The organism is Caldifermentibacillus hisashii (assembly GCF_039654145.1).
Classification (GTDB): Bacteria; Bacillota; Bacilli; order Bacillales; family Caldibacillaceae; genus Caldifermentibacillus; species Caldifermentibacillus hisashii.
Genome location: NZ_CP155467.1, coordinates 1,720,715 through 1,746,846 on the forward strand (window position 1 = coordinate 1,720,715; position 26,132 = coordinate 1,746,846).

The 26,132-nt window shown below is 37.4% G+C and carries 28 protein-coding genes and 1 pseudogene; 26 read left to right on the top strand and 3 right to left on the bottom strand.

Annotation, left to right across the window (positions count from 1 at the left end; genetic code table 11):
- The first annotated feature begins 254 nt into the window (after nucleotides 1-254).
- The 19 genes from NSQ14_RS08155 (at nucleotide 255) to NSQ14_RS08245 (ending at nucleotide 20,565) form a co-directional block, all read left to right on the top strand.
- A complete protein-coding gene (locus tag NSQ14_RS08155; RefSeq protein WP_244996801.1) occupies nucleotides 255-1,916 on the top strand; it encodes a ribonuclease J in 1,662 nt (553 codons plus the stop codon).
- A gap of 109 nt (nucleotides 1,917-2,025) precedes the next feature.
- Nucleotides 2,026-2,769, top strand: a complete 744-nt coding sequence (locus NSQ14_RS08160) for a ClpP family protease (RefSeq protein ID WP_095141165.1) — start codon at nucleotides 2,026-2,028, stop codon at nucleotides 2,767-2,769.
- A complete protein-coding gene (locus tag NSQ14_RS08165; protein WP_041846571.1) occupies nucleotides 2,766-2,981 on the top strand; it encodes a YlzJ-like family protein in 216 nt (71 codons plus the stop codon). Before NSQ14_RS08160 ends, NSQ14_RS08165 begins: the two co-directional genes overlap by 4 nt.
- Before the next feature lie 374 nt (nucleotides 2,982-3,355).
- Nucleotides 3,356-5,653 carry a DNA translocase FtsK gene (locus tag NSQ14_RS08170; protein WP_346208442.1) on the top strand — a complete coding sequence of 766 codons (2,298 nt, stop codon included), beginning with the start codon at nucleotides 3,356-3,358 and terminating at the stop codon, nucleotides 5,651-5,653.
- Between the two features lie 393 nt (nucleotides 5,654-6,046).
- Nucleotides 6,047-7,168: a BMP family protein gene (locus NSQ14_RS08175; protein WP_346208443.1), complete on the top strand. Its 1,122-nt coding sequence runs from the start codon at nucleotides 6,047-6,049 to the stop codon at nucleotides 7,166-7,168.
- 324 nt (nucleotides 7,169-7,492) lie between these two features.
- Nucleotides 7,493-9,061, top strand: a complete 1,569-nt coding sequence (locus tag NSQ14_RS08180) for an ABC transporter ATP-binding protein (RefSeq protein ID WP_346208444.1) — start codon at nucleotides 7,493-7,495, stop codon at nucleotides 9,059-9,061.
- A gap of 1 nt (nucleotide 9,062) precedes the next feature.
- Complete coding sequence (locus NSQ14_RS08185) at nucleotides 9,063-10,109, top strand: ABC transporter permease (protein WP_346208445.1); 1,047 nt, start codon at nucleotides 9,063-9,065, stop codon at nucleotides 10,107-10,109.
- A 1-nt stretch (nucleotide 10,110) separates the two neighbouring features.
- Complete coding sequence (locus tag NSQ14_RS08190) at nucleotides 10,111-11,073, top strand: ABC transporter permease (protein ID WP_041846566.1); 963 nt, start codon at nucleotides 10,111-10,113, stop codon at nucleotides 11,071-11,073.
- Nucleotides 11,074-11,254: 181 nt separating this feature from the next.
- The gene (yfmF, locus tag NSQ14_RS08195) at nucleotides 11,255-12,517 is read left to right on the top strand and encodes an EF-P 5-aminopentanol modification-associated protein YfmF (protein WP_343191088.1); all 1,263 of its coding nucleotides are present in this window, start codon (nucleotides 11,255-11,257) and stop codon (nucleotides 12,515-12,517) included.
- A gap of 4 nt (nucleotides 12,518-12,521) precedes the next feature.
- Nucleotides 12,522-13,814 carry an EF-P 5-aminopentanol modification-associated protein YfmH gene (gene yfmH, locus NSQ14_RS08200; RefSeq protein ID WP_343191089.1) on the top strand — a complete coding sequence of 431 codons (1,293 nt, stop codon included), beginning with the start codon at nucleotides 12,522-12,524 and terminating at the stop codon, nucleotides 13,812-13,814.
- Between the two features lie 121 nt (nucleotides 13,815-13,935).
- Nucleotides 13,936-14,667 (top strand): elongation factor P 5-aminopentanone reductase, encoded by a 732-nt coding sequence (gene ymfI, locus NSQ14_RS08205; protein WP_034769892.1) that lies wholly within the window; start codon nucleotides 13,936-13,938, stop codon nucleotides 14,665-14,667.
- Between the two features lie 170 nt (nucleotides 14,668-14,837).
- Complete coding sequence (locus NSQ14_RS08210) at nucleotides 14,838-15,095, top strand: DUF3243 domain-containing protein (protein ID WP_034769894.1); 258 nt, start codon at nucleotides 14,838-14,840, stop codon at nucleotides 15,093-15,095.
- Nucleotides 15,096-15,425: 330 nt separating this feature from the next.
- Entirely contained in the window at nucleotides 15,426-16,217 is a 792-nt protein-coding gene (locus NSQ14_RS08215; protein WP_095141166.1) for a DUF3388 domain-containing protein, read from the top strand.
- 17 nt (nucleotides 16,218-16,234) lie between these two features.
- A complete protein-coding gene (locus NSQ14_RS08220; RefSeq protein ID WP_041903276.1) occupies nucleotides 16,235-17,131 on the top strand; it encodes a helix-turn-helix domain-containing protein in 897 nt (298 codons plus the stop codon).
- Between the two features lie 117 nt (nucleotides 17,132-17,248).
- A complete protein-coding gene (gene pgsA / locus NSQ14_RS08225; RefSeq protein WP_346217071.1) occupies nucleotides 17,249-17,827 on the top strand; it encodes a CDP-diacylglycerol--glycerol-3-phosphate 3-phosphatidyltransferase in 579 nt (192 codons plus the stop codon).
- 73 nt (nucleotides 17,828-17,900) lie between these two features.
- Nucleotides 17,901-19,136 (top strand): competence/damage-inducible protein A, encoded by a 1,236-nt coding sequence (locus tag NSQ14_RS08230; RefSeq protein WP_034769898.1) that lies wholly within the window; start codon nucleotides 17,901-17,903, stop codon nucleotides 19,134-19,136.
- Nucleotides 19,137-19,334: 198 nt separating this feature from the next.
- On the top strand, nucleotides 19,335-19,583 hold the full coding sequence (locus NSQ14_RS08235; protein WP_034769901.1) for a hypothetical protein: 249 nt from the start codon (nucleotides 19,335-19,337) through the stop codon (nucleotides 19,581-19,583).
- Nucleotides 19,584-19,630: 47 nt separating this feature from the next.
- Nucleotides 19,631-19,981 (top strand): hypothetical protein, encoded by a 351-nt coding sequence (locus NSQ14_RS08240; RefSeq protein ID WP_034769902.1) that lies wholly within the window; start codon nucleotides 19,631-19,633, stop codon nucleotides 19,979-19,981.
- A 137-nt stretch (nucleotides 19,982-20,118) separates the two neighbouring features.
- Entirely contained in the window at nucleotides 20,119-20,565 is a 447-nt protein-coding gene (locus tag NSQ14_RS08245) for a YaiI/YqxD family protein (protein ID WP_034769958.1), read from the top strand.
- Nucleotides 20,566-20,746: 181 nt separating this feature from the next.
- Here the strand turns inward: NSQ14_RS08245 and NSQ14_RS08250 are convergent, their stop codons facing one another.
- Nucleotides 20,747-20,884, bottom strand: coding sequence for a hypothetical protein (locus NSQ14_RS08250; RefSeq protein WP_346217072.1), 138 nt, complete (start codon nucleotides 20,882-20,884; stop codon nucleotides 20,747-20,749).
- A 23-nt stretch (nucleotides 20,885-20,907) separates the two neighbouring features.
- Here NSQ14_RS08250 and NSQ14_RS08255 point away from each other — a divergent pair, with 23 nt between their 5' ends.
- A complete protein-coding gene (locus tag NSQ14_RS08255) occupies nucleotides 20,908-21,045 on the top strand; it encodes a hypothetical protein (RefSeq protein WP_156103201.1) in 138 nt (45 codons plus the stop codon).
- Nucleotides 21,046-21,058: 13 nt separating this feature from the next.
- Here NSQ14_RS08255 and NSQ14_RS08260 read toward each other — a convergent pair whose 3' ends face one another.
- Together NSQ14_RS08260 and NSQ14_RS08265 are read right to left on the bottom strand one after the other, a co-directional pair.
- Nucleotides 21,059-21,457 (bottom strand): hypothetical protein, encoded by a 399-nt coding sequence (locus tag NSQ14_RS08260; protein WP_034769905.1) that lies wholly within the window; start codon nucleotides 21,455-21,457, stop codon nucleotides 21,059-21,061.
- A gap of 75 nt (nucleotides 21,458-21,532) precedes the next feature.
- Nucleotides 21,533-22,447 carry a CAP domain-containing protein gene (locus tag NSQ14_RS08265; RefSeq protein WP_231553313.1) on the bottom strand — a complete coding sequence of 305 codons (915 nt, stop codon included), beginning with the start codon at nucleotides 22,445-22,447 and terminating at the stop codon, nucleotides 21,533-21,535.
- A gap of 471 nt (nucleotides 22,448-22,918) precedes the next feature.
- On the opposite strand from NSQ14_RS08265, the gene NSQ14_RS08270 reads away from it, so the two are divergent.
- The 6 genes and pseudogenes from NSQ14_RS08270 to NSQ14_RS08295 all read left to right on the top strand — a co-directional run bounded on the left by NSQ14_RS08270 (nucleotide 22,919) and on the right by NSQ14_RS08295 (nucleotide 26,105).
- Entirely contained in the window at nucleotides 22,919-23,020 is a 102-nt protein-coding gene (locus NSQ14_RS08270) for a putative holin-like toxin (RefSeq protein WP_268756472.1), read from the top strand.
- A gap of 445 nt (nucleotides 23,021-23,465) precedes the next feature.
- Entirely contained in the window at nucleotides 23,466-23,636 is a 171-nt protein-coding gene (locus NSQ14_RS08275) for a metal-sensing transcriptional repressor (RefSeq protein ID WP_231553317.1), read from the top strand.
- A gap of 71 nt (nucleotides 23,637-23,707) precedes the next feature.
- Nucleotides 23,708-24,205, top strand: a pseudogene (locus NSQ14_RS08280) (glycogen/starch/alpha-glucan phosphorylase); the annotation flags it as partial.
- A gap of 193 nt (nucleotides 24,206-24,398) precedes the next feature.
- Nucleotides 24,399-24,659, top strand: a complete 261-nt coding sequence (locus tag NSQ14_RS08285; RefSeq protein WP_034769908.1) for a transcriptional regulator SplA domain-containing protein — start codon at nucleotides 24,399-24,401, stop codon at nucleotides 24,657-24,659.
- Between the two features lie 17 nt (nucleotides 24,660-24,676).
- Complete coding sequence (gene splB / locus NSQ14_RS08290) at nucleotides 24,677-25,705, top strand: spore photoproduct lyase (protein ID WP_346208525.1); 1,029 nt, start codon at nucleotides 24,677-24,679, stop codon at nucleotides 25,703-25,705.
- A 133-nt stretch (nucleotides 25,706-25,838) separates the two neighbouring features.
- Nucleotides 25,839-26,105, top strand: coding sequence for a YqhV family protein (locus tag NSQ14_RS08295; RefSeq protein ID WP_034769963.1), 267 nt, complete (start codon nucleotides 25,839-25,841; stop codon nucleotides 26,103-26,105).
- Nucleotides 26,106-26,132 lie beyond the last annotated feature (27 nt).

Below are 26,132 nucleotides of genomic sequence, written 5' to 3' on the forward strand. Positions count from 1 at the left end.
TGAAGACAGGATAACTTTTTCATCGGGTTATTTGTAAACAATCGATGAAAAAGTTATGATAAAAATACATAATTGATATATTCCCCCCATTTTAAAAACCTAACGAGCAAAGTACAATATTTTGCGTTTGAATACATAAAATTCAATGATATTTAGTTGAAATTTCTCGTGGTAATCATCCAAAAAGGTAGTTTGGTTGGTTTAATTGCTGAAAATTATTTATTTTATTATATACTAACAGGAGGCTGTTTTATTTGAACAAAACAACACAAAAAATCAGAATCATTCCTTTAGGTGGAGTGGGAGAACTTGGTAAAAATATGTACGTGATCGAGGTGGAAGATGATTTATTTGTTATCGATGCCGGTTTAATGTATCCCGAAGATGAAATGTTTGGAATTGATATTGTGATTCCGGATATTACTTACTTGTTAGAAAACCGAACTCGACTACGCGGCATCTTTTTATCCCATGGACATGAAGATCATACCGGTGCACTTATTTACTTTTTAGACAAATTATCTGTTCCAATATTTGGGACAAAGTTGACACTTGCTTTAACGAAAGAGAAATTGCAAGAAAAAAATAGTCGATTACCATATGAATTCCGTGAAATTGATGAGAACACTCGTCTTTCATTTACACATGCCAATATTTCCTTTTTTCGGGTGAATCACAGTATACCTGATTCAGTAGGTATTCAAATTGAAACAGAAAACGGATCGATTGTTTATACCGGTGATTTTAAATTTGACCAAAGTGCTACTGAACGATACCGTGCAAGTATTAACAAAATGGCGAAGATCGGTGAAAAAGGGGTTCTTTGTTTACTTTCCGACAGTACGGAAGCTGATAAAGTCGGCTATACCCCGTCAGAAGTACAAGTAGAAAATTCAGTTGAAGAAGTTTTTGAAAAAGCAGAGGGGCGGGTTATTTTCGCGTGCTATGCATCATCTGTCAATGCCATCCAACGGCTGTTAAATGCCAGTTCCCAATCCGGCAGAAAAGTGGTTATTGTTGGTAAGACGTTGCAGCATGTGTTTCAAATAACACAACAGTTAGGGTATTTGGAGGTCCAGGAAGAGTTAATCATTCGCTATGAAGATATGGGGAAATATGAGCCCCATGAAATTGCGATTCTGATGAGCGGGCACCAAGGGGAACCGTTGGAAGCACTCCAAAAAATGGTTAAACGATCTCATAAATTACTCCAAATCGAAAAGAATGATACGGTTTTAATTGCAGCTTCTCCCCATCGTGGTGGCGAAATATTTTTAATCCGGACGGTTGATATGCTGTTTCGAGCCGGTGCCAATGTCATTATCGGTCCAAAAGTGCATGTAAGTGGACACGGTCGGGAAGAAGAATTGAAATTAATGATTAATTTAATGAGACCGAAATTTTTTATCCCCATTCACGGTGAATATAGAATGTTAAAAGCACATGCGAATATTGCCGAGAAGATGGGCGTTGATCGTGATTGTATTTTTATACCGGAAAAAGGGGATGTAATTGAAATAAAAAATGGCCAAATTAGGCAAAACGGTCGTGTCACTGCCGGTAATATATTAATTGACGGCAGCGGTGTAGGTGATGTCGGCAATATCGTTTTACGTGATCGAAAAGTGCTCTCCCAAGATGGGATTTTAATTGTTGTTGTCTCAATTAATAGGAACGAAAAGAAAGTTGTCTCCGGTCCTGAAATTATTTCAAGAGGTTTTGTTTATGTTAGGGAATCAGAAGAATTAATGGGACAGGTAACCAAAATGGTAAAAGATATTGTTACAAAGAACATAAAACTCCATAACTTTGAATGGTCCAATATAAAACAAGAAATGCGAGAATCATTAAATAGTTACCTTTTTAGTAAAACAAAACGAAAACCAATGATCATTCCAATCATTATGGAAGTATAACAGTCATTTTCGCTTTATTATTGAAACGGAACGTCTTTCAATTCGCATGAAATTGTAATTGTCGTTCATACTATACGTATCACGATTGGAAGGAGTTTCGTTTATGAATATGAAGTACAATCAAGAACAAGAGAACCCGCAAAAGGAGATTCCAAAAACAGAAGCACCGATGTCTCCATTGATGGAAAAAATTCAACAACTTGGACAAACGAATGTCCCTAGTTTGTCCAATGATTCCAATATTCATTGTTTAACAATCGTCGGTCAAATAGAAGGGCACTTACAGCTGCCGCCGCAAAATAAAACAACGAAATACGAACATGTCATTCCACAAATTGTTGCGATTGAACAAAATCCAAAAATTGAGGGGTTACTGATTATTTTAAATACAGTTGGAGGAGATGTAGAGGCCGGTTTAGCCATTGCAGAAATGCTCGCATCCTTATCGAAACCGACCGTTTCCCTTGTATTGGGAGGTGGTCATTCAATAGGCGTACCAATTGCTGTAAGTACGGATTACAGTTTTATTGCTGAAACAGCAACGATGACTATCCATCCGATTCGCTTGACCGGTCTTGTCATTGGTGTTCCGCAAACATTTGAATATTTGGATAAAATGCAAGATCGTGTTGTTAGTTTTGTTACGAAACATTCGAAAATAAAAGCGGAAACCTTTAAAGATCTAATGTTTGCCAAAGGAAATTTAACTCGTGATATAGGGACCAATGTGATTGGGACAGATGCAGTAGAGTATGGATTGATCAATGAAGTGGGAGGCATCGGACAGGCAATGGAGAAATTAAATGAATTAATCGAATTGGAACGGAAAAATGAGGAGGGGATTGTCCAGTGATTTTACATACACTAATACCGGCTGAATTAATTTTTCAGGAGGGACAATCTTCCCAAACTAGGGACAAGTTCGTTGTTTATAACGGAATACCGCTAATCGTAGAAGTAATGAATGAAACGGATTTACAAGTAAAACAAATTTTAAGTACAAACCCGAATCATTATTTACAAACGGACATTTATCCGGGGGCAAGGATTTCCTATTGGCAATAAGAAAAGTGCAGAGCGCCCGCAGCCAGACAATAAAACGTATTTAACGGCTGTTTGCCTGTATTGTTATCCTTATAACGATAAAGAAAACTCGGCGACTGCCGAGCCTTTAGGCGATGGCAAAGCCGTAGTTCACCGAAAAAATATAAAATTTTTTCGGCTGCGATGTATTCCAGTGAAGCTTTCCTTGTGCACTTATACTTAATTCTTAAAATTTCCCACTACGTCGAATTCGCTTCTTTGCTGGAAATTTATACTTTCTTAACGTATTAAAAAGGCCGGTGTCTATTATTCTTGCCCTTACTTATGATATAATAAGAAAAATACAAGCAGCAGCCAAATAAAGGCTGCTATCTTTATGATTTAGGTGACGGTTTATGGTAAAACGAAAAAAACGTAAGACAAAAAGACAAATGAAGTTGAGACAAACAATTAAGTTTGAAGTGGGCGCTTTTATTATTTTGGCCTTATCTATTATTGCCATCTTACACCTTGGTTTAGTAGGTCTTGGCCTGGTAAGTTTTTTCCGTTTTTTAGCAGGCGAGTGGTTTATTATTTTACCTTTATCGGGAATTTTTTTAAGCTGTTATTTAATCTGGAAACGAAGCTGGCCCAACTTTTTTCATAGAAAATTAATTGGTACTTATTTAATTTTTGCAGCAGTCCTGTTATTAAGCCATGTAAAATTGTTTGAATTGCTTTCCAGTCAGGGGCCTTTTAATAAACCTAGTGTTCTCGTAAATACTTGGGAATTGTATTGGATGGATTTACGAGGCGAAGTAAGTTCTACGGATTTAGGCGGAGGGATGATTGGAGCTCTTTTATTTTCCGTCTGTTTTTTATTATTTGAGGAGACAGGGGCAAAAATCATTGCCTTTATATCGATGATGATCGGATTTATTTTACTTACCGGTAAATCATTCGGGGACATTTTACATACGTTTTTTTCAAAGATGATGTCTTTCTTTAGTGACATGTGGAAGAGTGTTAAAAACGACATAAATAACTGGCGGCTGAAACCAAAAAGAAAGCAGGCCAATCAAAGAAAGAAGAAACCCGAACATTCGGAAGTCAGCAACAAACATGAGCAAGTTAATGAAACAATACCCGGAAAAGAGCCGATTATTTCTAATTTTGCCGAGAAAGTATATCGTGATGATGTCACCCATGAGAAAGCAGCTGTTGAAGAAAATGACGATGATGAGATCACACAAGTTCCAATGAATTTTTCCGAGGTGGAAAATGTCGATTATCAATTACCACCATTGTCCTTATTAAAATTACCGAAACAGACGGATCAAAGTAATGAATATGAATTTGTTCATTCCAATGCTGCGAAATTGGAACGGACATTTCAAAGTTTTGGTGTTAAGGCGAGGGTAACCCAAGTACATATTGGGCCTGCAGTTACCAAATATGAGGTTCATCCCGATATCGGTGTGAAAGTGAGTAAGATCATCTCACTTACGGATGATATTGCACTGGCACTTGCCGCTAAAGATATTCGCATGGAAGCCCCCATTCCCGGTAAATCGGCAATTGGTATAGAAGTACCTAACTCAGAAATTGCAGTAGTATCTTTGAGAGAAGTATTGGAAGGCAGTTATGATCAAATCGATAAAAAATTATTGATTGGTCTTGGCCGCGATATTACCGGAGAAGCTGTACTGACTGAATTAAATAAAATGCCGCACCTTTTAATCGCCGGGGCAACCGGTTCCGGAAAAAGTGTGTGTGTTAATGGAATTATTACCAGTATTTTAATGCGGACAAAACCCCACGAAGTCAAATTAATGATGATCGATCCAAAAATGGTGGAATTAAATGTGTATAATGGTGTACCGCATCTACTGGCACCGGTCGTTACCAATCCGAAAAAAGCAGCGCAAGCATTGAAAAAGGTAGTAAATGAAATGGAACGAAGATATGAACTGTTTTCCCAAACCGGAACAAGAAATATTGAAGGATATAATGATTTTATTCGCCGTCATAATCTTGAAACCGGTGAAAAACAACCGCTCCTACCATTTATTGTCGTTATTGTTGATGAACTTGCCGACTTAATGATGGTTGCATCATCGGATGTGGAAGATGCCATCACCAGACTTGCTCAAATGGCTCGGGCAGCCGGCATCCATTTAATTATCGCTACACAAAGACCTTCTGTAGATGTGATTACCGGTGTTATTAAAGCAAATATCCCTTCCCGGATTGCATTTGCCGTAAGTTCACAAACCGATTCCAGAACGATTTTGGACATGGGTGGGGCAGAAAAACTTCTTGGGCGGGGGGATATGTTATTCCTGCCGGTTGGTCAGTCAAAACCGATCCGGATTCAAGGTGCGTTTTTATCCGATTCAGAGGTCGAGGATGTAGTCAATTTTGTTATTTCACAGCAAAAGGCACAATATCAAGAAGAGATGATTCCGGATGAAATTGTTGAAACAGAAGAAACAGTCGATGATGAATTATATGATGAGGCGGTACAATTAATTGCCGAAATGCAAACCGCTTCCGTCTCGATGCTGCAAAGAAGATTTCGAATTGGTTATACTAGAGCTGCACGTTTAATCGATGAAATGGAAAAACGGGGAATCGTAGGACCTTATGAAGGAAGTAAACCGAGAGCGGTGCTCATTGCAAAACCGGGTGAAGATGACATGAAAACATCTTAAACTTTCTTAAAATGGTAGAAAAACCAGGGCTCTTTCCCTGGTCAATATTTTTTTGAAAAATGGGAATATCGAATACTATACAGTTTTTTTCGGGAAAATGTTCGTGAGTTACTTGTATGTTAACATTTAGAAAATATCAAATTGATTTTTTATACCTTGACAAAGTCGCAATGATAAGGTTTTCATACTTTGTTCACAAGTTTTTTTCGTTAAATTTAAAGTTCGTATTCCTATTTTAAATATTTCGTGCTATATTTAACTTAGTTAATAGCGGCATGTGAAAAAGGTGCTTTACGAGAATAATTTTTATAAAATAGGAAAATTTTCATAGAATAAAGGTAGGCAACCATTTTCACAATATGCTCTATTAAAAATTTTTAAGGGGGATTTCTCATGAAGAAAAAAAGACTTTCTATTCTTTTTTCACTCCTTCTTCTTTCAGGGCTTGTCTTAAGTGGCTGTGGTTCAAAAGATGAAGGAAATAATAATCAAGGAGCCAAAGATGGCGGTAAAGATGATAAGTCCTTTTCCGTTGCAATGGTAACCGATGTTGGTGGAGTCGATGATAAATCCTTTAACCAATCCGCTTGGGAAGGAATTCAGGCTTTCGGTAAAGAACACAATCTTAAAAAAGGCGATGGCGGCTTCGACTATTTGCAATCGAAATCAGATGCAGACTATGTATCGAACTTAAACGCATTAGCTCGTCGTAACTTTGATTTAATTTTCGGTATCGGTTTTAAATTGGAAAAACCAATTGGTGAAATTGCCGGTCAACGTAAAAATGTTCATTTTGGTATCGTTGATTCTGTTGTTGAAAAAGACAACGTCGTCAGCATCATGTTTAAAGAACAAGAGGCTGCCTTCCTTGCAGGGGTTGCTGCTGCAATGGAAACAAAAACGAAAAACGTTGGTTTTGTCGGCGGCATGGAAAGTGATGTTATTACAAGGTTCGAAGCTGGATTTAGAGCTGGTGTGGCATCCGTTGATCCATCCATTAAGGTGCAAGTAAACTATACCGGTGCTTTCGATAAGGCTGACCTTGGAAAATCTGCTGCAAACCAAATCTATTCCAACGGTGCAGATATTATTTTCCATGCTGCAGGTGCAACCGGTAACGGTGTGTTTGCTGAAGCAAAAGAAAGAAAGCAACAAAACCCGGATGCAAATGTATGGGTAATTGGTGTTGACAGTGACCAATATGATGAAGGTACCGTTGAAGTGGATGGGAAGGAATATAATATTACTTTAACATCTGCTTTAAAACGTGTGGATCTCGCTGTTAAAGACATTGCCCAAAAGTCTATGGATGGTAAATTCCCAGGTGGAACGACTGTTACGTATGGCTTGGCAGATAAAGGTGTTGAATTGTCCACTACAGGCGACCATTTATCTGAAACAACCTTAACGGCCGTTAACGATTGGAAGGAAAAAATCATTAATGGCGATGTTACACCTCCGGGAACAAAAAAAGATATGGAAAGCTTCTTGAAAGATCTAGGTGTGACTCCATAACTTTCCGGTTTTTAACAAAGTTTATGAATAATGATAATGGATACAGTGGGTTATTCCTACTGTATCCATCTTGCTAAAAAGCGATACATAAAAAGCTTTAATTTCATCACTCTTTTAAATTGAAGCTTTTTATGTATGCCTTTTATATCTTTTTTTGGACTATTTTGTTTACTTTTCTATTATTCCTATTATAAAAAAAGTAAAGGAAGGTGAATAGTCGCAATTGGGTTCTACCAATTGCCATTTTTTCGAGTGAACGAGAGCTGTCACTAAAAGTCCTGACAGGCGAGATGAAAAACAATTGTTGTGCTAGGGGGGTTGAATATGGACTATGTTATAGAGATGTTGAATATTACCAAGGTATTCGGCAATTTTGTGGCGAATGACAATATTACCTTGCAATTAAAAAAGGGGGAAATTCATGCCCTTTTAGGTGAAAATGGCGCCGGAAAATCAACATTGATGAATGTGTTATTCGGATTGTATCAACCGGATGGAGGGGAAATTCGCGTTAAAGGAAAGTCTGTTAAAATAACAGACCCGAACGTGGCAAATGATTTAGGGATTGGAATGGTTCATCAACACTTTATGTTAGTTGATACGTTTACCGTTACGGAAAATATTATATTAGGGAAAGAACCGAAGCACGGCGCTGGAACAATTGATATTAAATCGGCTGCGGAGGAAATTACCCGCCTTTCAGAATTGTATGGTCTTGAAGTCGACCCGTATGCAGTGGTAGCGGATATTTCTGTCGGCATGCAGCAACGTGTTGAAATTCTCAAAACACTTTATCGCGGGGCCGATATTCTTATTTTCGATGAACCGACCGCTTCACTCACACCACAAGAAATCACGGAACTGATTGATATTATGAAAAAACTGATTAGTGAAGGGAAATCGATTATTTTAATAACTCATAAATTGAAAGAAATTATGGAAGTAGCCGATCGTGTTACCGTTATTCGTCGTGGAAAAGCAATAAAAACATTAAACGTTTCTGATACAAATCCTACTGAATTAGCGAGTTTAATGGTTGGTCGTGATGTTGTATTTAAAACAGAAAAGAAACCGGCTAATCCAAAAGAAGAAGTATTAAAAGTTGAAAATCTTGTAGTAAAAGATTACCGCGGGGTGGATAAAGTAAAAAATCTAAATTTATCTGTACGCCGTGGAGAAATTTTGGGAATTGCCGGTGTTGATGGAAATGGTCAAACGGAGTTAATTGAGGCGATTACCGGACTAAGACGTGTTGAAAGCGGAAACATTACATTGGTCGGTAAAGATATTACAAATTTAAAACCGCGAAAGATTACTGAAACAGGACTTGGACATATACCACAAGATCGACATCGTCATGGTCTTGTTCTTAATTTTTCAGTCGGAGAAAATTTTGTATTGCAATCCTATTATCATGAACCATTTTCAAAAATAGGAGTTTTACAAAATCGTGAAATTTATAATTATGCAAATAAATTAATTGAAGAATACGATGTCCGTACCCAAAGTGCATATGAACCCGCTCGTGCTTTATCAGGCGGAAATCAACAAAAAGTTATTATTGGTAGAGAAATTGATAGAGATCCCGATTTGCTCATAGCTGCACAACCGACAAGGGGTCTTGATGTCGGAGCAATTGAATTTATTCATAAGCGCTTAATTGAACAAAGAGATAACGGAAAAGCGGTTCTTCTTGTATCCTTTGAATTAGATGAAGTTATGAATGTGAGCGACCGCATTGCTGTTATTTTTGATGGTCAAATTTTAGATATCGTCAATCCGAAAGAAACAAATGAACAAGAACTTGGTTTATTGATGGCTGGTCATAAAGTGGATAAAGATAATCATCAGCAAATGTTAGACCAGGCTGTTAAGAAGGAAGGTGAGGAGTAACATGTCAAAACGATGGACATCGATTTTAATACCGGTTTTGGCTGTTATTTTAGGATTACTGGTTGGTGCATTGATTATTGCTATCAGTGGCTATAATCCGATTGTCGGTTATACACAGTTATGGGAAGGAATTTTTGGGGACTCTTATGTTATAGGTGAATCGATTCGACAAATAACTCCCTATGTTTTAGCCGGTCTGGCCGTCGCCTTTGCATTCAAAACAGGGTTATTTAACATCGGCGTTGAAGGTCAATTAATCGTCGGGTGGTTTGCTGCGGTTTATGTCGGAATTAGTTTTGATTTACCTGCTTATATACATTTACCTCTGGCAATTTTAGCTGCAGGTTTAGCCGGTGCTTTTTGGGCGTTTATACCGGGAATTTTGAAGGCAAAACTGGGGGTTAATGAGGTTGTCGTAACGATTATGTTAAACTATACAGCTCTCCATGTTACTAATGCTTTAATTCGGTCCATTGCAAAAGGGGACACTACCGAACAGATAGCGCAAACAGCATCTCTTAGAATTCCATTTTTTGAAGAGATCACACAATATTCGCGGTTGCATGGCGGGATCTTTATTGCTATTCTTACCGTCATTATCATTTGGTTTATCTTAGAGAAAACAACCTTAGGGTATGAATTAAAAGCTGCCGGATTCAGTCAAGATGCTTCTAAATATGCCGGTATGAATGTTCCGAGAAATATTGTCATTTCTATGGTTATTTCCGGTTTCATTGCCGGTTTGGCGGGTGCCATGGAAGGACTGGGAACATTTGAATATGTTTCAACAAAAACGGCCATGACAGGAATTGGTTTCGACGGAATTGCGGTAGCGGTCCTTGGCGGCAACAATCCGATTGGCGTTGTTTTTGGGGCAATTCTTTTCGGTGCGTTAAAGTATGGATCACTAAATATGCCGAATCCACCTGCTCAAATTCCTGAAGAAATGATTTCGGTTATTATTGCCGTCATTATTTTCTTTGTTGCGAGTGGGTACTTATTCCAATGGTTGTATGAAAAGTTTTCGAAAAAGAAAGGAGTGAAGTAGGATGAGTCTGATTGATATAATTGCCTTCATCTTTTATAATGCGATCTTTTATGCAGCTCCTCTCATCTTCACTGGATTAGGTGCCGTTTTTACGGAGCGGTCGGGTGTTACCAATATTGGACTGGAAGGCGTTATGCAAATTGGTGCCTTTACCGGAATTATATCTAATCTTTTCTTGCATGATGTCTTTGGTGGAGCAACTGTCTTTGTATCCATTATGATCGCAATGATTGTCGGAAGCTTATTTTCTTCCTTATTAGCTGTTTCGTCGGTCACCTTTCGTTCTGATCAAATTATTGCCGGCACAGCCTTGAATATGTTAGCTGCCGGGGCAACAATATTCCTTGTAAAGAAACTATTTGAAGGAAAAGGCCAAACACCGATGGTTAAGGATGCAATAACTCGTTTTGACATTCCGGTTTTAGAAAACATTCCGGTTATTGGTAAAATCTTTTTCCAAAATGTTTATTTAACTTCTTATTTGGCCATTCTTGCAGCGATTGTCGGCTGGGTTATTTTATTTAAAACACCGTTTGGTCTTCGCCTCCGTTCTGTAGGTGAGCATCCGACTGCAGCCGATACAATGGGGATTAAAGTGAACAGAATGCGTTATATCGGTGTTATGATTAGTGGTGCATTAGGGGGTATCGGTGGAGCCATCTACGCTCAATCTATCACGCTTGATTACAGCCATGCGACTATTAGCGGTCAAGGGTTTATGGCGATTGCCGCAATGATTTTCGGTAAATGGAATCCGTTAGGGATGATGGGTGCAGCCATTTTCTTCGGTTTTGCCCAAAGTTTAAGCACAATCGGTCCGAGCATTCCATTTATTAAAGACATTCCAACCGTTTATTTGTATATTTTACCTTATGTATTAACAATCTTGGCTGTAGCCGGTTTTATCGGAAAATCTGTTGCACCGAAAGCATTAAATACACCTTATATTAAAGGCAGCAGATAAAAAGCCATTTTGGAACGAGCCCTACCAATCAGGTGGGGCTCTATTTCCATTTAGGAAAGGATTATCTTTTCGAAAAAATTCACTGTAAACTTGAAATTATAAAATATACACATGTATAGTGGAAAGAGGGATAAAATGATTAAAGAATAGGAGTTCATATGGAAAGAATAGGAGGAAAATAATGGAAAAGGTTATTGACAATCAAGGTGTAAAATTGCATTTAGTCAAGACAGATAAGTACAAAACAAACACGATTGTATTTAAAATGAAGGCACCAATTGAAAAAGAATATGCAACGACAAGGGCACTTCTTCCCTATGTATTACAAAGCGGCACCAATACATACCCGTCATTTACAGAACTTAGAACATATTTGGAAAATCTTTACGGTGCCACCTTGTCTGTCGATTTGCAAAAAAAGGGAGAATACCATATTATTTCCATAACGATGGAAGTAGCCAACGAAAAGTTTTTAAAGCAATCGGAACCGTTATTAGATAAAGCTTTAACACTACTTGCGGATGTTTTATTTAATCCGAGATCCGCGAATGATTCATTTGACGAACAGATTGTTGCGAAAGAAAAACGTACATTAAAACAGCGGATCCAAGCAGTCAATGATGACAAAATGCGATATGCAAACTTAAGGCTGATACAAGAAATGTGTAAAGATGAACCGTATGCTATTCCTGTGAATGGCATTTTGGAAGACGTTGACCAAATCACTGCTCAATCACTTTACAACTATTATCAAGATTCGCTCTCTTCGGATGAATTGGATTTATATATCGTCGGAGATTTTACTGAAGAAGAAGTCATTCAGTCCTGTCAAGCGAAATTTCAATTAAAAAGCCGTACATCTAAAAAGGTTGAACAAACCAATATTCGTAAAAGGGTAAAAGAAAATGTCATCATCGAAAAGCAGGATGTCGCTCAAGGAAAGTTAAATATGGGTTTAAGAACAGATACTCGATATGGTGAAGATGATTATTTTGCCTTACAGGTGTTTAATGGTTTATTTGGCGGCTTTCCCCATTCGAAATTGTTTATTAATGTTCGTGAAAAAGCGAGTTTGGCCTATTACGCTGCCAGTCGGCTTGAGAGTCATAAAGGTTTAATGTTAGTCATGACCGGAATTGAAACGAAAAATTATGAAAAAGCTGTCACAATTATTAAAGAACAGTTACAGGCAATGAAAAATGGCGATTTTACTGAAGCAGATATCGAACAAACAAAAGCGGTTATCCAAAATCAAATGTTGGAAACTTTAGATACCTCACGAGGGCTTGTTGAAGTTCTTTACCATAATGTTATCAGCGGTACCAATGTTTCAGAAGAAGTTTGGAAGGAAAAGATTGCAAAAGTCACCAAGGAGAATATTATACAGGTTGGCGAAAAGATTCAATTGGATACCATTTATTTCTTATCAGGATTGGAGGCGTAAAACTGTGGAAAGACTGCTATTTGATCAGCTGGATGAAGAGTTATATTATGAGAAAATGACCAATGGATTAGATGTTTATATTTTACCGAAAAAAGGATTTAACAAGACTTTTGCGACATTTACGACAAAATATGGTTCGATTGATAATTATTTTGTACCGCTTGGTCAAAAAGATTTAAAACTTGTACCGGACGGGATTGCCCATTTTCTTGAGCATAAAATGTTTGAAAAAGAAGATGGCGATGTTTTTGGTCAATTTAGCAAGCAGGGAGCATCTGCCAACGCCTTTACATCCTTTACAAGGACAGCTTACCTTTTTTCATCGACCACGAATGTAAAAGAAAACTTAGAGACTTTAATTAATTTTGTTCAAGAACCATATTTTACTGAAAAAACGGTCGAAAAGGAAAAAGGGATTATCGGACAAGAAATTCAAATGTATAATGATAATCCGGATTGGCGGCTTTATTTCGGAGCAATTGAAAATATGTATCATAACCATCCTGTGAAAATTGATATCGCCGGAACCATTGACTCCATTGCAAAGATAACGAAAGATTTATTGTATGAGTGCTATCATACATTTTATCATCCGAGCAATATGCTATTATTTGTCGTTGGACCGGTCAATCCGCAAGAAATGATGAATTTTATAAAAGATAATCAAGCAAAAAAACCGTTTACAGATCAGCCGGAAATAGAAAGAAAGTTTGCGGAGGAACCTACAGCTGTTGCCAAAAAGGAACAAGTCCTCCATATGAATGTGCAAACGCCGAAAATAATGGTCGGCATCAAGGGAAGTTACACAAACCAAAAGGGCGATACAATGTTAAAAAATGAGTTATCGACCCAATTGTTAATGGATTTGTTATTCAATCAAAGTTCCGAAAATTATCGGGGAATGTATGATGCGGGGCTTATTGATGACTCGTTTTCATATGACTATACGCAAGAAGAAAGTTTTAGTTTTGCAATGGTTGGCGGCGACACGAGAGAACCTGAGCAATTGCAGGAAAAACTTACTTCCATTTTGAAACAAGCGAAATCAGCAAAAAATCTTTCCGAAGAAGCACTTGAACGAGTAAAGAAAAATAGAATCGGCAGTTTTTTAAGGGCGTTAAATTCACCGGAGTATATTGCCAACCAATTTACAAGGTATGCTTTCAATGAAATGGATTTATTTAAGGTCGTACCAATGTTGGAGGAAATTACATTTTCTGATGTGAAAAAAGTGGCCAATGATTTAATTGCTGATGACCGTTTAACCGTTTGCAAAGTTTTGCCTAAAAATAGTTAAAAAGAAAGATTGGGGTAACTTTCCCCAATCTTTCTACATTTGAGATGTATTTTTCGGATTTGTCTGGTTGTAGTACCCGGCACTAATTTTTTCACCGTTCAATGAGAGGGAAGGAGATAGGATGGAAAAACGTTTTATTTTAGTTACTGGTGCAAGCGGAGGTATAGGAAGCGCCATAAGTACCAAATTAGCGCAGCAAGGATATTCTCTATATTTACACTACCATCAAAATAAAGAAAAAATTACACAGATGCTGAATAAATTGACTCAACTTTATCCGAATAGCGAATTTATCCCGGTTCAAGCTGACTTGCGCTCAGAGGAAGGAATAACCAAACTCTGCCATGAAATTTATCAAATCGACGGAATAATTCATAATAGCGGTAATGCTGTTCAAAAATTACTTACGCATATGTTGCCAGAAGAAATTGAAGCACTGATATCGCTTCATTTATATGCTCCAATAATGATTACGAAAAATTTACTGCCAAAATTAATCCAAAGAAAAACAGGTTCGGTCATATTTATTTCTTCCATTTGGGGGCAGACCGGTGCTTCTTGTGAAACGGTTTATTCGGCTGTGAAGGGTGGGCAAATCAGTTTTGCAAAAGCTTTAAGTAAAGAGGTTGCACCAAGTCAAATTCGGGTAAATGTCGTTGCACCGGGGGCGATCCAAACAGAAATGTTGAAAAATATTAGTGAAGAAGATTTAAACATCGTCACAGATGAGGTTCCGATGGGAAGATTAGGGAGTCCCATAGATGTGGCCAATGCTGTCAGTTTTTTATTGTCAAAGGAGGCTTCCTATATAACCGGTCAAGTTTTGGCCGTAAACGGAGGTTGGTATATATGATTTGAGTTTCGCACCTTAGAAAACCAATTAATCGACGAAACTCTAGTATATTAAAAACATCTTATAGGTACATACAAAAAAATTTATTTGTTGCTTGAAAAGATTCATCGTATATTTTCCATAAGTTTATGCAAAATAGTAATGAATATGAAAAAGGAGGTTCCAGACAAATGAGTGTTTTGCATAACTGGGATGAATGGAAGAATTTTCTAGGTGACCGACTAAACCAAGCAAAAGATGCCGGTTTAGATCAAAATGTTATTACTGACTTGGCTTACCAAATTGGAGATTACTTGGCCAATCAAGTTGATCCGAAAAATGAACAGGAACGAGTGCTGTCAGATCTTTGGTCAGTTGCAGATGAACAGGAACAGCAAGCAATCGCCAACATCATGGTGAAATTAGTTCAAAATAACAGTTCGAAATAGAGAGGGGATTCAACCTCTCTTTTTCATTCTTTGAGAAAATAGAAATTTTTAGCAAGGATACGAATTTGACGTAGTGGGAAATTTTAAAGTTTTAAATATAAGTACACAAGGAAAGCTTTGCGGAAAAATCACAGCCAAAAAAAATTATATTTTTTCGGTGAACTACATGTCATAAGTTGCCTAAAGGCTCGGACGTTTTAGCCTACTTAAAGGTAAATTCAGATAATTAAGTTTATAAAAATTTGCTGTACTTCCTTTCATATCTCGGTAAAATCATATATTATTATTAGTGAGAAGGTCATGAAAAAATTTCATTCGTGTGAGGTTCATATGGAGGAGAAAAAAGAGTGGTATTTAGAATATGAGATCAAAATAAATCGACCCGGCTTACTTGGAGATATCTCTTCATTATTGGGGATGCTATCGATTAATATCATAACCATAAACGGAATTGACCAAGGTTCAAGGGGACTTCTCATTTTATCGACAAAACATCAAATCGAACGGTTGGCATTGATTTTGCAAACAATGGAAACAATTAATCTTGTCAAACTAAGGGAACCGACATTACGGGACCGACTGGCGGTTCGACATGGACGTTATATACAAAGAGACGCAGATGATAAGAAAACTTTTCGTTTTATTCGTGACGAAATTGGCTTGTTAGTGGATTTCATGAGTGAAATTTTTAAAGGAGAAGATCATCGGTTAATAGGGATTCGGGGAATGCCCCGAGTGGGAAAAACCGAATCTATTGTTGCGGCCAGTGTATCAGCTAACAAAAGATGGTTATTTGTATCCTCTACTTTATTGAAACAAACAATCAGAAATAATTTGATTGAAGGGGAGTACAGCGATAAGTATGTGTATATCATTGATGGTGCTGTCTCCATTCGAAGAGGAAATGAAAAACATTGGCAGCTTATCCGGGAAATCATGAGGTTGCCGGCAATCAAAGTTATTGAGCATCCTGATTTATTCGTGGCGAATTCAGAATACGGGTTGGAAGATTTTGATTATATTATTGAGCTGAGAAATGAACCGGGCGAAGAAATCATCTATAATGTAGATAGGCAAAATCTACTTTCCGGAAACAGTATTGATGGGTTTGATTATAAATAAATGGAAGGTGTTTACCATTGACGGAACTAGGAAATCGATTGAAAGAAGCACGTGAAGCAAAAGGATTAACATTGGATGATTTACAAGATATAACAAAGATCCAAAAACGATATCTTAAAGGTATTGAAGAAGGTAATTACGATTCCATTCCCGGAAAATTTTATGTACGTGCTTTTATCAAACAATATGGGGAAGCGGTTGGTCTTGATCCGGAGTCATTGTTTGATGAATATAAACATGAAATCCCGTCCGTTTACGAAGAACAAATAGCAGAACCGTTATCACGCAGCGGAACACGAAAACCTGACGAAGGTGTATCAAAATTTCTGGAGATGTTACCAAGGATCATCATCACCTTGGTCATTATCGGGATTATCGTTTTGGCTTGGTTTTTTATTCAAAAAGCAGTCAGCAATAATGATGCAAAAACCGCAGTAAACGATAAGCAAAATAATGAAGCTATTGAATATGCCGAGTCTGGAACACCGCCAAAAAACGAAAAAACGGAAAAAGCGGATGAAGAATCAACCAAAAAAGAAACAGAGCAAAAAAATGACAAAAAGCAGGAGAAAAAAGAACCTGAAAAAACACAGAATATAGCAGTTGTAGCAACACAAGGGAATAAAACTACATATAAATTAACGAATGCTGATAAATTTCAATTGACCTTAAAGGTTATAAATGGAGGAAAATCGTGGGTAGGAATTGAAAATGCAAATAATCAACAACTTTTAAATGCGACCATAACGGAAGCTGCCCCGCAAACCCTCGACTTAACAAATGAAACGGAAATCAGAATCAAAACCGGTTATGCACCTGCATTAGAAATTTATGTGAACGATCAAAAACTGGACATTCCGACAACTGCTAATGTACAAAACATTATTATTCAATATGAAAAAACGGGAGAATAGAAAATAGTCATTTTACAGTGACTATTTTCTTCTATTCATATAAAATAGTTAGGTAGAAATTTCCAAGTTGCCAAACAAACAATTAGCAGCAGTTAAATTAAATGGGGGTCTTTAAAAGTGAACTTACCTAATCGAATTACTTTTTTACGCGTATTATTAATTCCTATATTTGTTATTCTAATGGTTATAGATTTTCCATGGGGCACATTTAATTTCGGATGCGTACTTATACCGGTATCAGAATTTATTGGCACGATTATCTTCATTATTGCTTCAACAACAGACTGGATCGATGGACATTATGCTAGAAAGTATAATTTGGTTACCAATCTTGGAAAATTTCTTGATCCACTAGCTGATAAATTGTTAGTATCATCAGCATTTATTATTTTGGTTGAACAAGGCATGGCGCCATCTTGGATTGTCATTATCATTATCAGTAGGGAGTTCGCGGTTACCGGTCTGCGCCTTATTTTAGCCGGTGGTGGAGAAGTTGTAGCTGCCAACATGTTGGGAAAAATAAAAACATGGACGCAAATTATCGCTATTGTTGCGTTATTATTAAAGAATGTTCCGTTTTCATATGCAAATTTTCCTTTTGCCGATCTTGCCTTATATGTAGCGACATTTTTTACTTTATGGTCCGGGATTGACTATTTCGTCAAAAATAAACATGTATTCACAAATTCGAAATAATCCGCAAAAGGTCTGTGTGAAATTTCTGAGTAAGAAGGATACATGATTTTTTTCGGCAAAGGAGAGATTCAAATTGAATGGTGAAATTATTGCAGTTGGGTCCGAATTATTACTTGGCCAAATTGCTAATACGAATGCAAAATTTATTTCTCAACAATTGGCCGGTATTGGGGTAAATGTATTTTACCATACCGTTGTTGGGGATAATGCCGAGCGGTTGAAAAGAGCGGTGGAAATTGCCGAAAGTCGTTCCAATTTAATTATTTTTACGGGTGGCTTAGGGCCTACAAAAGATGATTTAACAAAAGAAACCATTGCAAATCATCTGGGAGTAAAGCTTGTTCATAATGAAGCGGCTCTTGGCTCGATAGAAGAATTTTTTAGAAAACGGAATGTTACCATGACACCGAATAATCGGAAACAAGCACTTGTTTTTGAACATGCGGAGGTTTTGCCAAACGATACCGGAATGGCACCGGGAATGGTGTTAACAAAAAATGAAATTACTTATATGCTACTTCCCGGTCCGCCTAGTGAAATGGAGCCGATGTTTTCAAATTATGGTATGAAAGCAATCCTAAATCGGTTGGAATCCATTGATCGAATTGAATCTCGTGTGTTACGATTTTTTGGTATTGGTGAATCAACTCTGGAACATACGCTGGAAGATTTCATTGATCAGCAGACAAACCCGACCATTGCCCCGCTCGCTTCTGATGGCGAAGTGACATTGCGGCTTACAGCTAAACATCCCTCAGATCTTGAACGAAGAAGGTTACTGGATGAGACAGAAGCAAAAATTATGGAGCGGGTGGGTGAATTTTTTTACGGATATGATGAAACAACGATTATCAAAGAAATGGGCAATTTGATTGAAAGCAACAACATGACACTTTCGGTAGCTGAAAGTTTAACGGGCGGACTGTTTCAGGAAGAAGTGACATCCATTGCCGGTGTCAGCAAATGGTTTCAGGGCGGGATCGTATCGTATTCCCCTGAAATAAAAATAAATGTACTTGGCGTAAATCCGGACACTGTTGAAACTTATGGTGTCGTCAGTAAAGAATGCGCAATGGAGATGGCAGAAAATGTCCGAAAATTGATGGACACTGATATCGGAATCAGCTTTACCGGTGTTGCCGGACCAGCCTCATTGGAAGGAAAAGAACCCGGTTCAGTTTATATTGGTGTGTCATTTAAGAATAAGCCTACCGCTAGTCATTTTGTCTTATTGCCGGGAAACAGAGAAACGGTTCGTGTCCGTGCCGTAAAAACCGGTGCATGGTATATATTAAAGGAACTTCGGTAAAAAGGATCAAATATATTTTTAAAATGAACATCAACTGGGGACAATCATGAAAGCGTAGGAATTGAATGGGTCAATATGTGATTACTTATTGACCCGTTCGGTGAAGTTGGATTGTCCTTTTCATATAATCACAAATTGGTCTTGAGTGATTTTTCATTTTTACGATGTTGATGAACCGGGTGAAGGGAATATGGAAAAATGAAGAGCTTGTACAATCGAGCGGTAAATAAAGTTCAAAGCAAAATTATTGAAGATATTGATCGTTATTTTGAACGGCTTGATGATTTGCCAACACTTGATCAATATTATCATGATCGCAATAATTTTTTACAACAGATTTGGCAAAATATATGGGTAAATGTTGTGCAAGGGGCATACTCGATTAAGGAACGGAAGCAGTATTTGATTGAAAAAGGTGTGCAATTTGAAAGTGCAGATAATAATTAGTTAAAAAATTATTTCAAAGTGAGATAAAGGATGCATATACCTTTGATGTGGAACAATGGCTTAATGATACATTTCCGGTCGCTGTATGGGAGAAAAAGTTTTTTGAAATTAAAAAGATGCAACTAAAAAGAGAAGAAGAAAGAAAGCTGGAAGCCATGCGTGAGGAGCAAGAAAGGATTCTTGAAGAATTGGCTGAACAATGGCTTAGTAACAATGCAAAAAAACTATACATTTATATTCGGTACAAAATCGCACTCGAAGTAAAAAAGGATATGGAAGAGAGACCCAAATATGCGGGAAAAAGCTTCCCTTTCATCACCAATATGCGATATGCGACCGTTGTTATGAGAGACGATTTTTTTATTTTTAACAAGGCCAGTGAAAATCAATTTGAATAAGTATACTTACACAATATACAAGTGGGGTAGACCACATGAATAGAACTAGGTATGGTGTTTGACGGGCGATCTTATGAATTTTTGCATTTTTTAGTGGTCTCATTTTTAACAAAAAGGAATGTTGAGAAGTGGAGAATGTGTTACCGAAAGTATTAGTCGATGCTGACGGGTGTCCTGTCATTGATGAAACAATAAAAGTGGCAAAACAATTTGGCTTACAGGTTTTGCTGTTTTGTGATACATCCCATGCAATTGATCGCCCCGAAGCGGAAACAATTATTGTCTCCAAAGGGGCGGATGCGGTGGACTTTAAGTTAGTTAATCATGTCCGAAAAGGAGATATTATTGTAACGCAAGATTATGGTCTTGCCTCAATGGTCCTTGCAAAAAAAGGATATGCCATCAATCAAAACGGTTGGGAATATACGTCTGAAAATATTGGACAACTTTTAGAATTCAGGTATACTTCACAAAAAATCAGGCGTGCCGGCGGGAGATTAAAAGGCCCGAAGAAGCGTCAAAAAGAAAACGATGAAAAGTTTGAACAAGCATTAACGGAACTTTGTCTTAGAGCGATAAATTAAATTTACGATAATATTATTATGTAAATTTGTGTAGTGACGATAAGTGTTTTCGTCACCATTTTGCGATGGAAAATCAACTTTTTTGGCGATGAACCCCGTTCTCGTCGTCATTTTGAGAAGAAAAGAGCATTATTTTGGCGACGAGATCCATTCTCGTCGTCATTTTAAGCCGAAAAACTTGCTATTTTGGCGACGAACCCCGTTCTCGTCGCCATTTTGAGCCGAAAAACTTGCTATTTTGGCGACGAACCCCGTTCTCGTCGCCATTTTGAAGAGAAAATAGCTTTATTTTGGCGATGAACCCCGTTCTCGTCGTCATTTTGAGAAGAAAAGAGCATTATTTTGGCGACGAGATCCATTCTCGTCGTCATTTTAAGCCGAAAAACTTGCTATTTTGGCGACGAGATCCATTCTCGTCGTCATTTTAAGCCGAAAAACTTGCTATTTTGGCGACGAACCCCGTTCTCGTCGCCATTTTGAGCCGAAAAACTTGCTATTTTGGCGACGAACCCCGTTCTCGTCGCCATTTTGAAGAGAAAATAGCTTTATTTTGGCGACGAACCCCGTTCTCGTCGCCATTTTGAGCCGAAAAACTCACTTTTTTGGCGACGAGATCCATTCTCGTCGTCATTTTTTGCCGGAACCCCCATTTTTTGGCGACGAGATCCATTCTCGTCGTCATTTTTTGCCGGAACCCCCATTTTTTGGCGACGAGGCCCTTTCTCGTCGTCAATTTGAGGCCGGAAACTTCACTTTTTGGCGACGAACCCCGTTCTCGTCGCCATTTTGAAGAGAAAAGAGCATTATTTTGACGACGAGAACCAATCTCGTCAGCTTTATGAAGCGAAGATACGAAGATATTGCCTTCATAGAGTTCAACTTTAGCGGTCACTCAGTGAACTCAATTCGGAAGGGTGGCGTTTTTTCATTTATGAGGCGGCATAATGCTGGCCGCCATTTAGGTTTCTTACTTCCCGATAAACATTTGTGTCCAATGGTATCCCTGTGTTTCAAAACCAACTCCTATATGGGTGAAGTTTTTATTTAATATATTAGCACGATGCCCGGAACTGTTCATCCATGCGTTTACTACTTCTTTAGGTGTTTTTTGCCCCTGTGCAATATTTTCTCCTGCCGTCTTGTAAGTAACACCAAAATCACGCATCATATCAAACGGTGATCCATAGGTGGGGCTTGTATGAGAAAAATAATTATTTTGTTGCATATCTTGAGATTTTCTTTGGGCGACATCACTTAATGTCGTATCAATTTGTAAAGGAGCCAATCCGTTTTTTTTCCTTTGTTCGTTTGTTAAGTTTACAACTTGTCTGGCGAATTCCGATATGCCTGCATTTTGATTGGCTTCTGGATTGGTTGTATTTTGTTGGTTTTGATTGTTTGTTCCGGGTGCTCCTGTCTGTCCTTCATTTGGTGGTCCCGCTTGTTGATTATTGTTGCCTTGCCCTCGATTTGTTCCCCCAAAAAATTGGCTGAATTGCCCGCCAAAATATCTTTGGATTCTTTCATTTCGATAACTTATTTGTTCTTCATTGGTTGGTACATAATCATATTTTGCCTCTTGTATTAATATCGGCTTCGTATGGGGATAGTTATTACTGTTCGTTTTTGTTGAAGTTGCTGAAATTTCATTATTGTTTATATCATCTGTCATCTGCCTATCACCATTTGTTCTTCGGTTGGCATGGATTTCGTCATTGGTAACGCTATAATATGGCGAAGTTTGATTAGGTGTCCAACTTTCTTCCATATTCGTATCTCTAACTTGATTATTTTCATTCCCATTGTCTGCACCAAAATTTCCATTACATCCGGTGAGTAAACTAAAGGTTAACAATAAAACCGGATAATATTTTTTAATCATTAAATATCCCTCCTTTCGTTCGTAGCGGCAATATTAGTTTTCTTATCGGTTGATGATTCTATTATGGTAATTCCAGTCATAAGAGGAACTCAATGGACATCTATAATAAATTAAACGGAGATTATGTAAATTCGGTATAAAAGCTTGCCGGGTTCGATTCGTTATTGATATTAAATTTACATGAAAAAGAAATGCAGATGATTTGTACTATGTAGGATAAAACATAGAAAAGATTGCTGTTCGAATTGGAAAGCGCTTTAGGTGTAAAAGGAAAATTGCAGCAAATGGGGTATCTGCATAAAAGTAGAGTTTGAAAGAAAAAAGTATTGACGATCAGATTCAAGTAGAACTAGGCTGAAAAAATGATATAATTGAGACATACAACTACATAGCAGGGTGGGCAGTGGCCGCAATCTTTCTTTGAATGGAGGTGATGTTTTAAAAACTTCCTTCGAAGGGAGGTGGCCACTGGTGGTTACGTATGAAGCACTAAATTTGATGTTAGCCTTCGGAATGTTTATTTTAACATTCATATCAGTTTTAGTGGCTATCTTTTTCAATAAAAAGAAATAACCCCACCCTTGCACCGACCAAGTGTTTTAAAGGGTAGGGTTTTTCTGCTCTGAAATTCATGCGGTCACTGCTATTCTGGCAGTGTAGTTGTATATATGGATGCCATTTTTAAGGCATCCTTTTTTAGTATCATCTTCTATTTTTATTATATACCAGAAAATGATTTTTACAACTCAATATGCTTGTTTTTGTTAAAAATAAGCCATATTTTTCTTCATGGACGGCAAGATTTGGCCATTGTTTTGTCAGTATAAATAGGGAGCAGATGAAATTGTTCCACTTACGACCATCTCTATCATGTATATTTTCTCTTTACGCAAATAATGGGCTTCGACTTCTCTTTTTTAGTTGTTTTTCTGCATTAATTGCTCTTACCTTTACAAGTTTTGTTAATAATCATATTCCCGAAGGCTTTTATAGTCAAGTGAAAAACCGTTTATAACGGATTGAAGGTCAAATTCGCATTCGCGAGATCTTACATGCAAAAGATTGTAAGGATGTGGTTACCCAATTGTCCGCAACTAGGACAGCGAATGATCGTACCATTGAGGTTATTGCCAGTTCGAACATCTTTGAATGTGTAAAGAACTCTGAAACAAACGGTGCTAAATTGTAAAGTCAAATGCATAAAATTTTTTTAAATCTTGTTAGATTACGGTTGCCTGTAAAAAGCTAATCCTATCAAGGGAAATGATGCGGATTTTGATGGATGAAGAACGATTGAGCTGGGACGATGCATGGAATATTACGACAAAAGTTTTTGCCTATACCAACCATACGACATTAAGTGAGGCAATGGAGACTTGGCCAATCGAAATGTTTCAACAATTGTTACCGAGAATCTACATGATCGTCCATGAAATCAATGAACGGTTTTGTCAACGAATCTGGTATGATTATCCCGAGTTTAGGGAACAGATTCCGGAAATGACAATCATTGCTCGCGGAAAAATACATATGGCGAAACTTGCCATCGTGGGAAGTTTCTCCGTTAATGGAGTTGCCAAGCTTCATACAGAAATTTTAAAAACGAGGGAAATGAAATATTTTTATCAAATGGATTTGGGAAAATTTAACAATAAAACAAATGGGATTGCTCACAGGCGCTGGTTATTGCAGGTTAATCCGAAATTAGCCTCGCTTATTACAGAGGTAATCGGCCCGAATTGGATTATATTCCCCAGGCTTGTTGCAGTAAATTTTAAGAATTGAGTATAAGCGGCTAAGGGACCGAACTGACAAATTGCTAGATCATATTATTTATCATAAATTTTTCTCTTCAAAACGATTGATGAAACATAAATAGTGAAAATTACCAAGCAAAATTTTTTATAATAAAAGTTTTTATAGGCAAAATGTAGATGAAAGAGGTGATTAGATGAACTTTTTTGATGAAAACCATTCTTATCAAGCAGGGGATATTGTCTATGTATTTTATCGCAATCCTCATACACAAGATGTTGCCAATATACAAGAAGCTGCAGTCGTTCGCCATCCCGATAATCCAAATCAACTGGCTATTTTTTTATATGAAACATATTATCCGCTCTCAGATGAAATCGCTATTTTTCAAAGTGAGGAAGAAGCAAAGCAAGCATATCATTATTTTTTTGGTGATGATGAAGAGACTTATTTTTAAAGAAGGGAGTGAAATTGATCGTGAAGCCGTTTATGCCCCGACTAGTTTATTTTGAACCGAAAGCTTTAGAGTATCCGCTCGGAAAACAATTGTTTGATAAATTTGAAAAAATGAATTTAGAAATTCGCTATACGACATCCCACAATCAAATACGTGATTTACCCGGCGATAATGATTTTCAGAAATACCGAGTGGCTAAATCAACATTAGTCGTCGGAGTAAGGAAAACGCTCCGTTTCGATACATCAAAGCCCTCTGCGGAATATGCCATTCCACTTGCGACCGGTTGTATGGGTCATTGTCATTATTGCTATTTACAAACGACAATGGGCAATAAACCGTATATTCGAACGTATGTAAATGTCGAGGAAATTTTTGAAGCTGCTGATAAATATATGGAGGAGCGAGCACCGGAAATAACGAGATTTGAAGCTTCATGTACGTCCGATATTGTTGGAATCGATCATTTAACCCATTCATTAAAGCGAGCGATTGAACATATTGGTGAGTCTGAATATGGCAGGCTCCGGTTTGTGACGAAATTTGATTCCGTCGATCATTTATTAGATGCGAAACATAATGGCAAAACAAGATTCCGCTTTAGTATTAATGCCGATTATGTAATAAAGTACTTTGAACCGGGCACGGCACCATTAACCAAAAGAATTGAAGCAGCCGCAAAAGTTGCCAAAGCCGGCTTTCCATTAGGGTTTATTGTCGCTCCTATCTATTTGCATGAAGGATGGGAGGAAGGTTATTACCATTTATTTGAGCGATTGGATGCGGAATTGCCGCAAGAGGTAAGAAAAGATTTAACGTTTGAATTTATTCAGCATCGTTTTACAAAACCGGCCAAACGAGTCATACAAAAAAATTATCCAATGACAAAACTGGAACTGAATGAAGAAGCGAGAAAATATAAGTGGGGAAAATATGGTATAGGCAAATATGTATACAAAGATGATGAGCAATTAGAAATTCAGAATCACTTACATGCATATATGAAAAAGTTTTTTCCGGAAGCAAAGCTGGAATATTTTACATAATATATTTATGGTAAAGACAAAACCGTTATCCCGCACTTTATTGTTTTATGGCGAGTAAAAACTTGTCCTTCTTTTTCCTACTGCTTCATATACATTTTATAGTTAGGTAAAGGGAGGGCAGAACATGTTTCAAATGTTCGAAAAGGCAATTTTGGGGATGGCATTTTTACGCATTTTTTCCGGATCCTTAGAAATATTAGTTGCACTAATTATTTTGAAGTTAAACAATGTAGAGAAAGCTTTAGTTGTCAATAGCTCTTTAGCATTGATCGGACCGCTTATTTTAATTACAACAACGTCCATTGGTTTAATCGGGATGGCAGATAAAATTTCTTTTACAAAAATTATTTGGGTATTTATCGGAATTGCCTTTATTCTGTATGGAGTAAAGAGTGGCTAGAAAGAAAATCATAGTGATGAGGCTCCC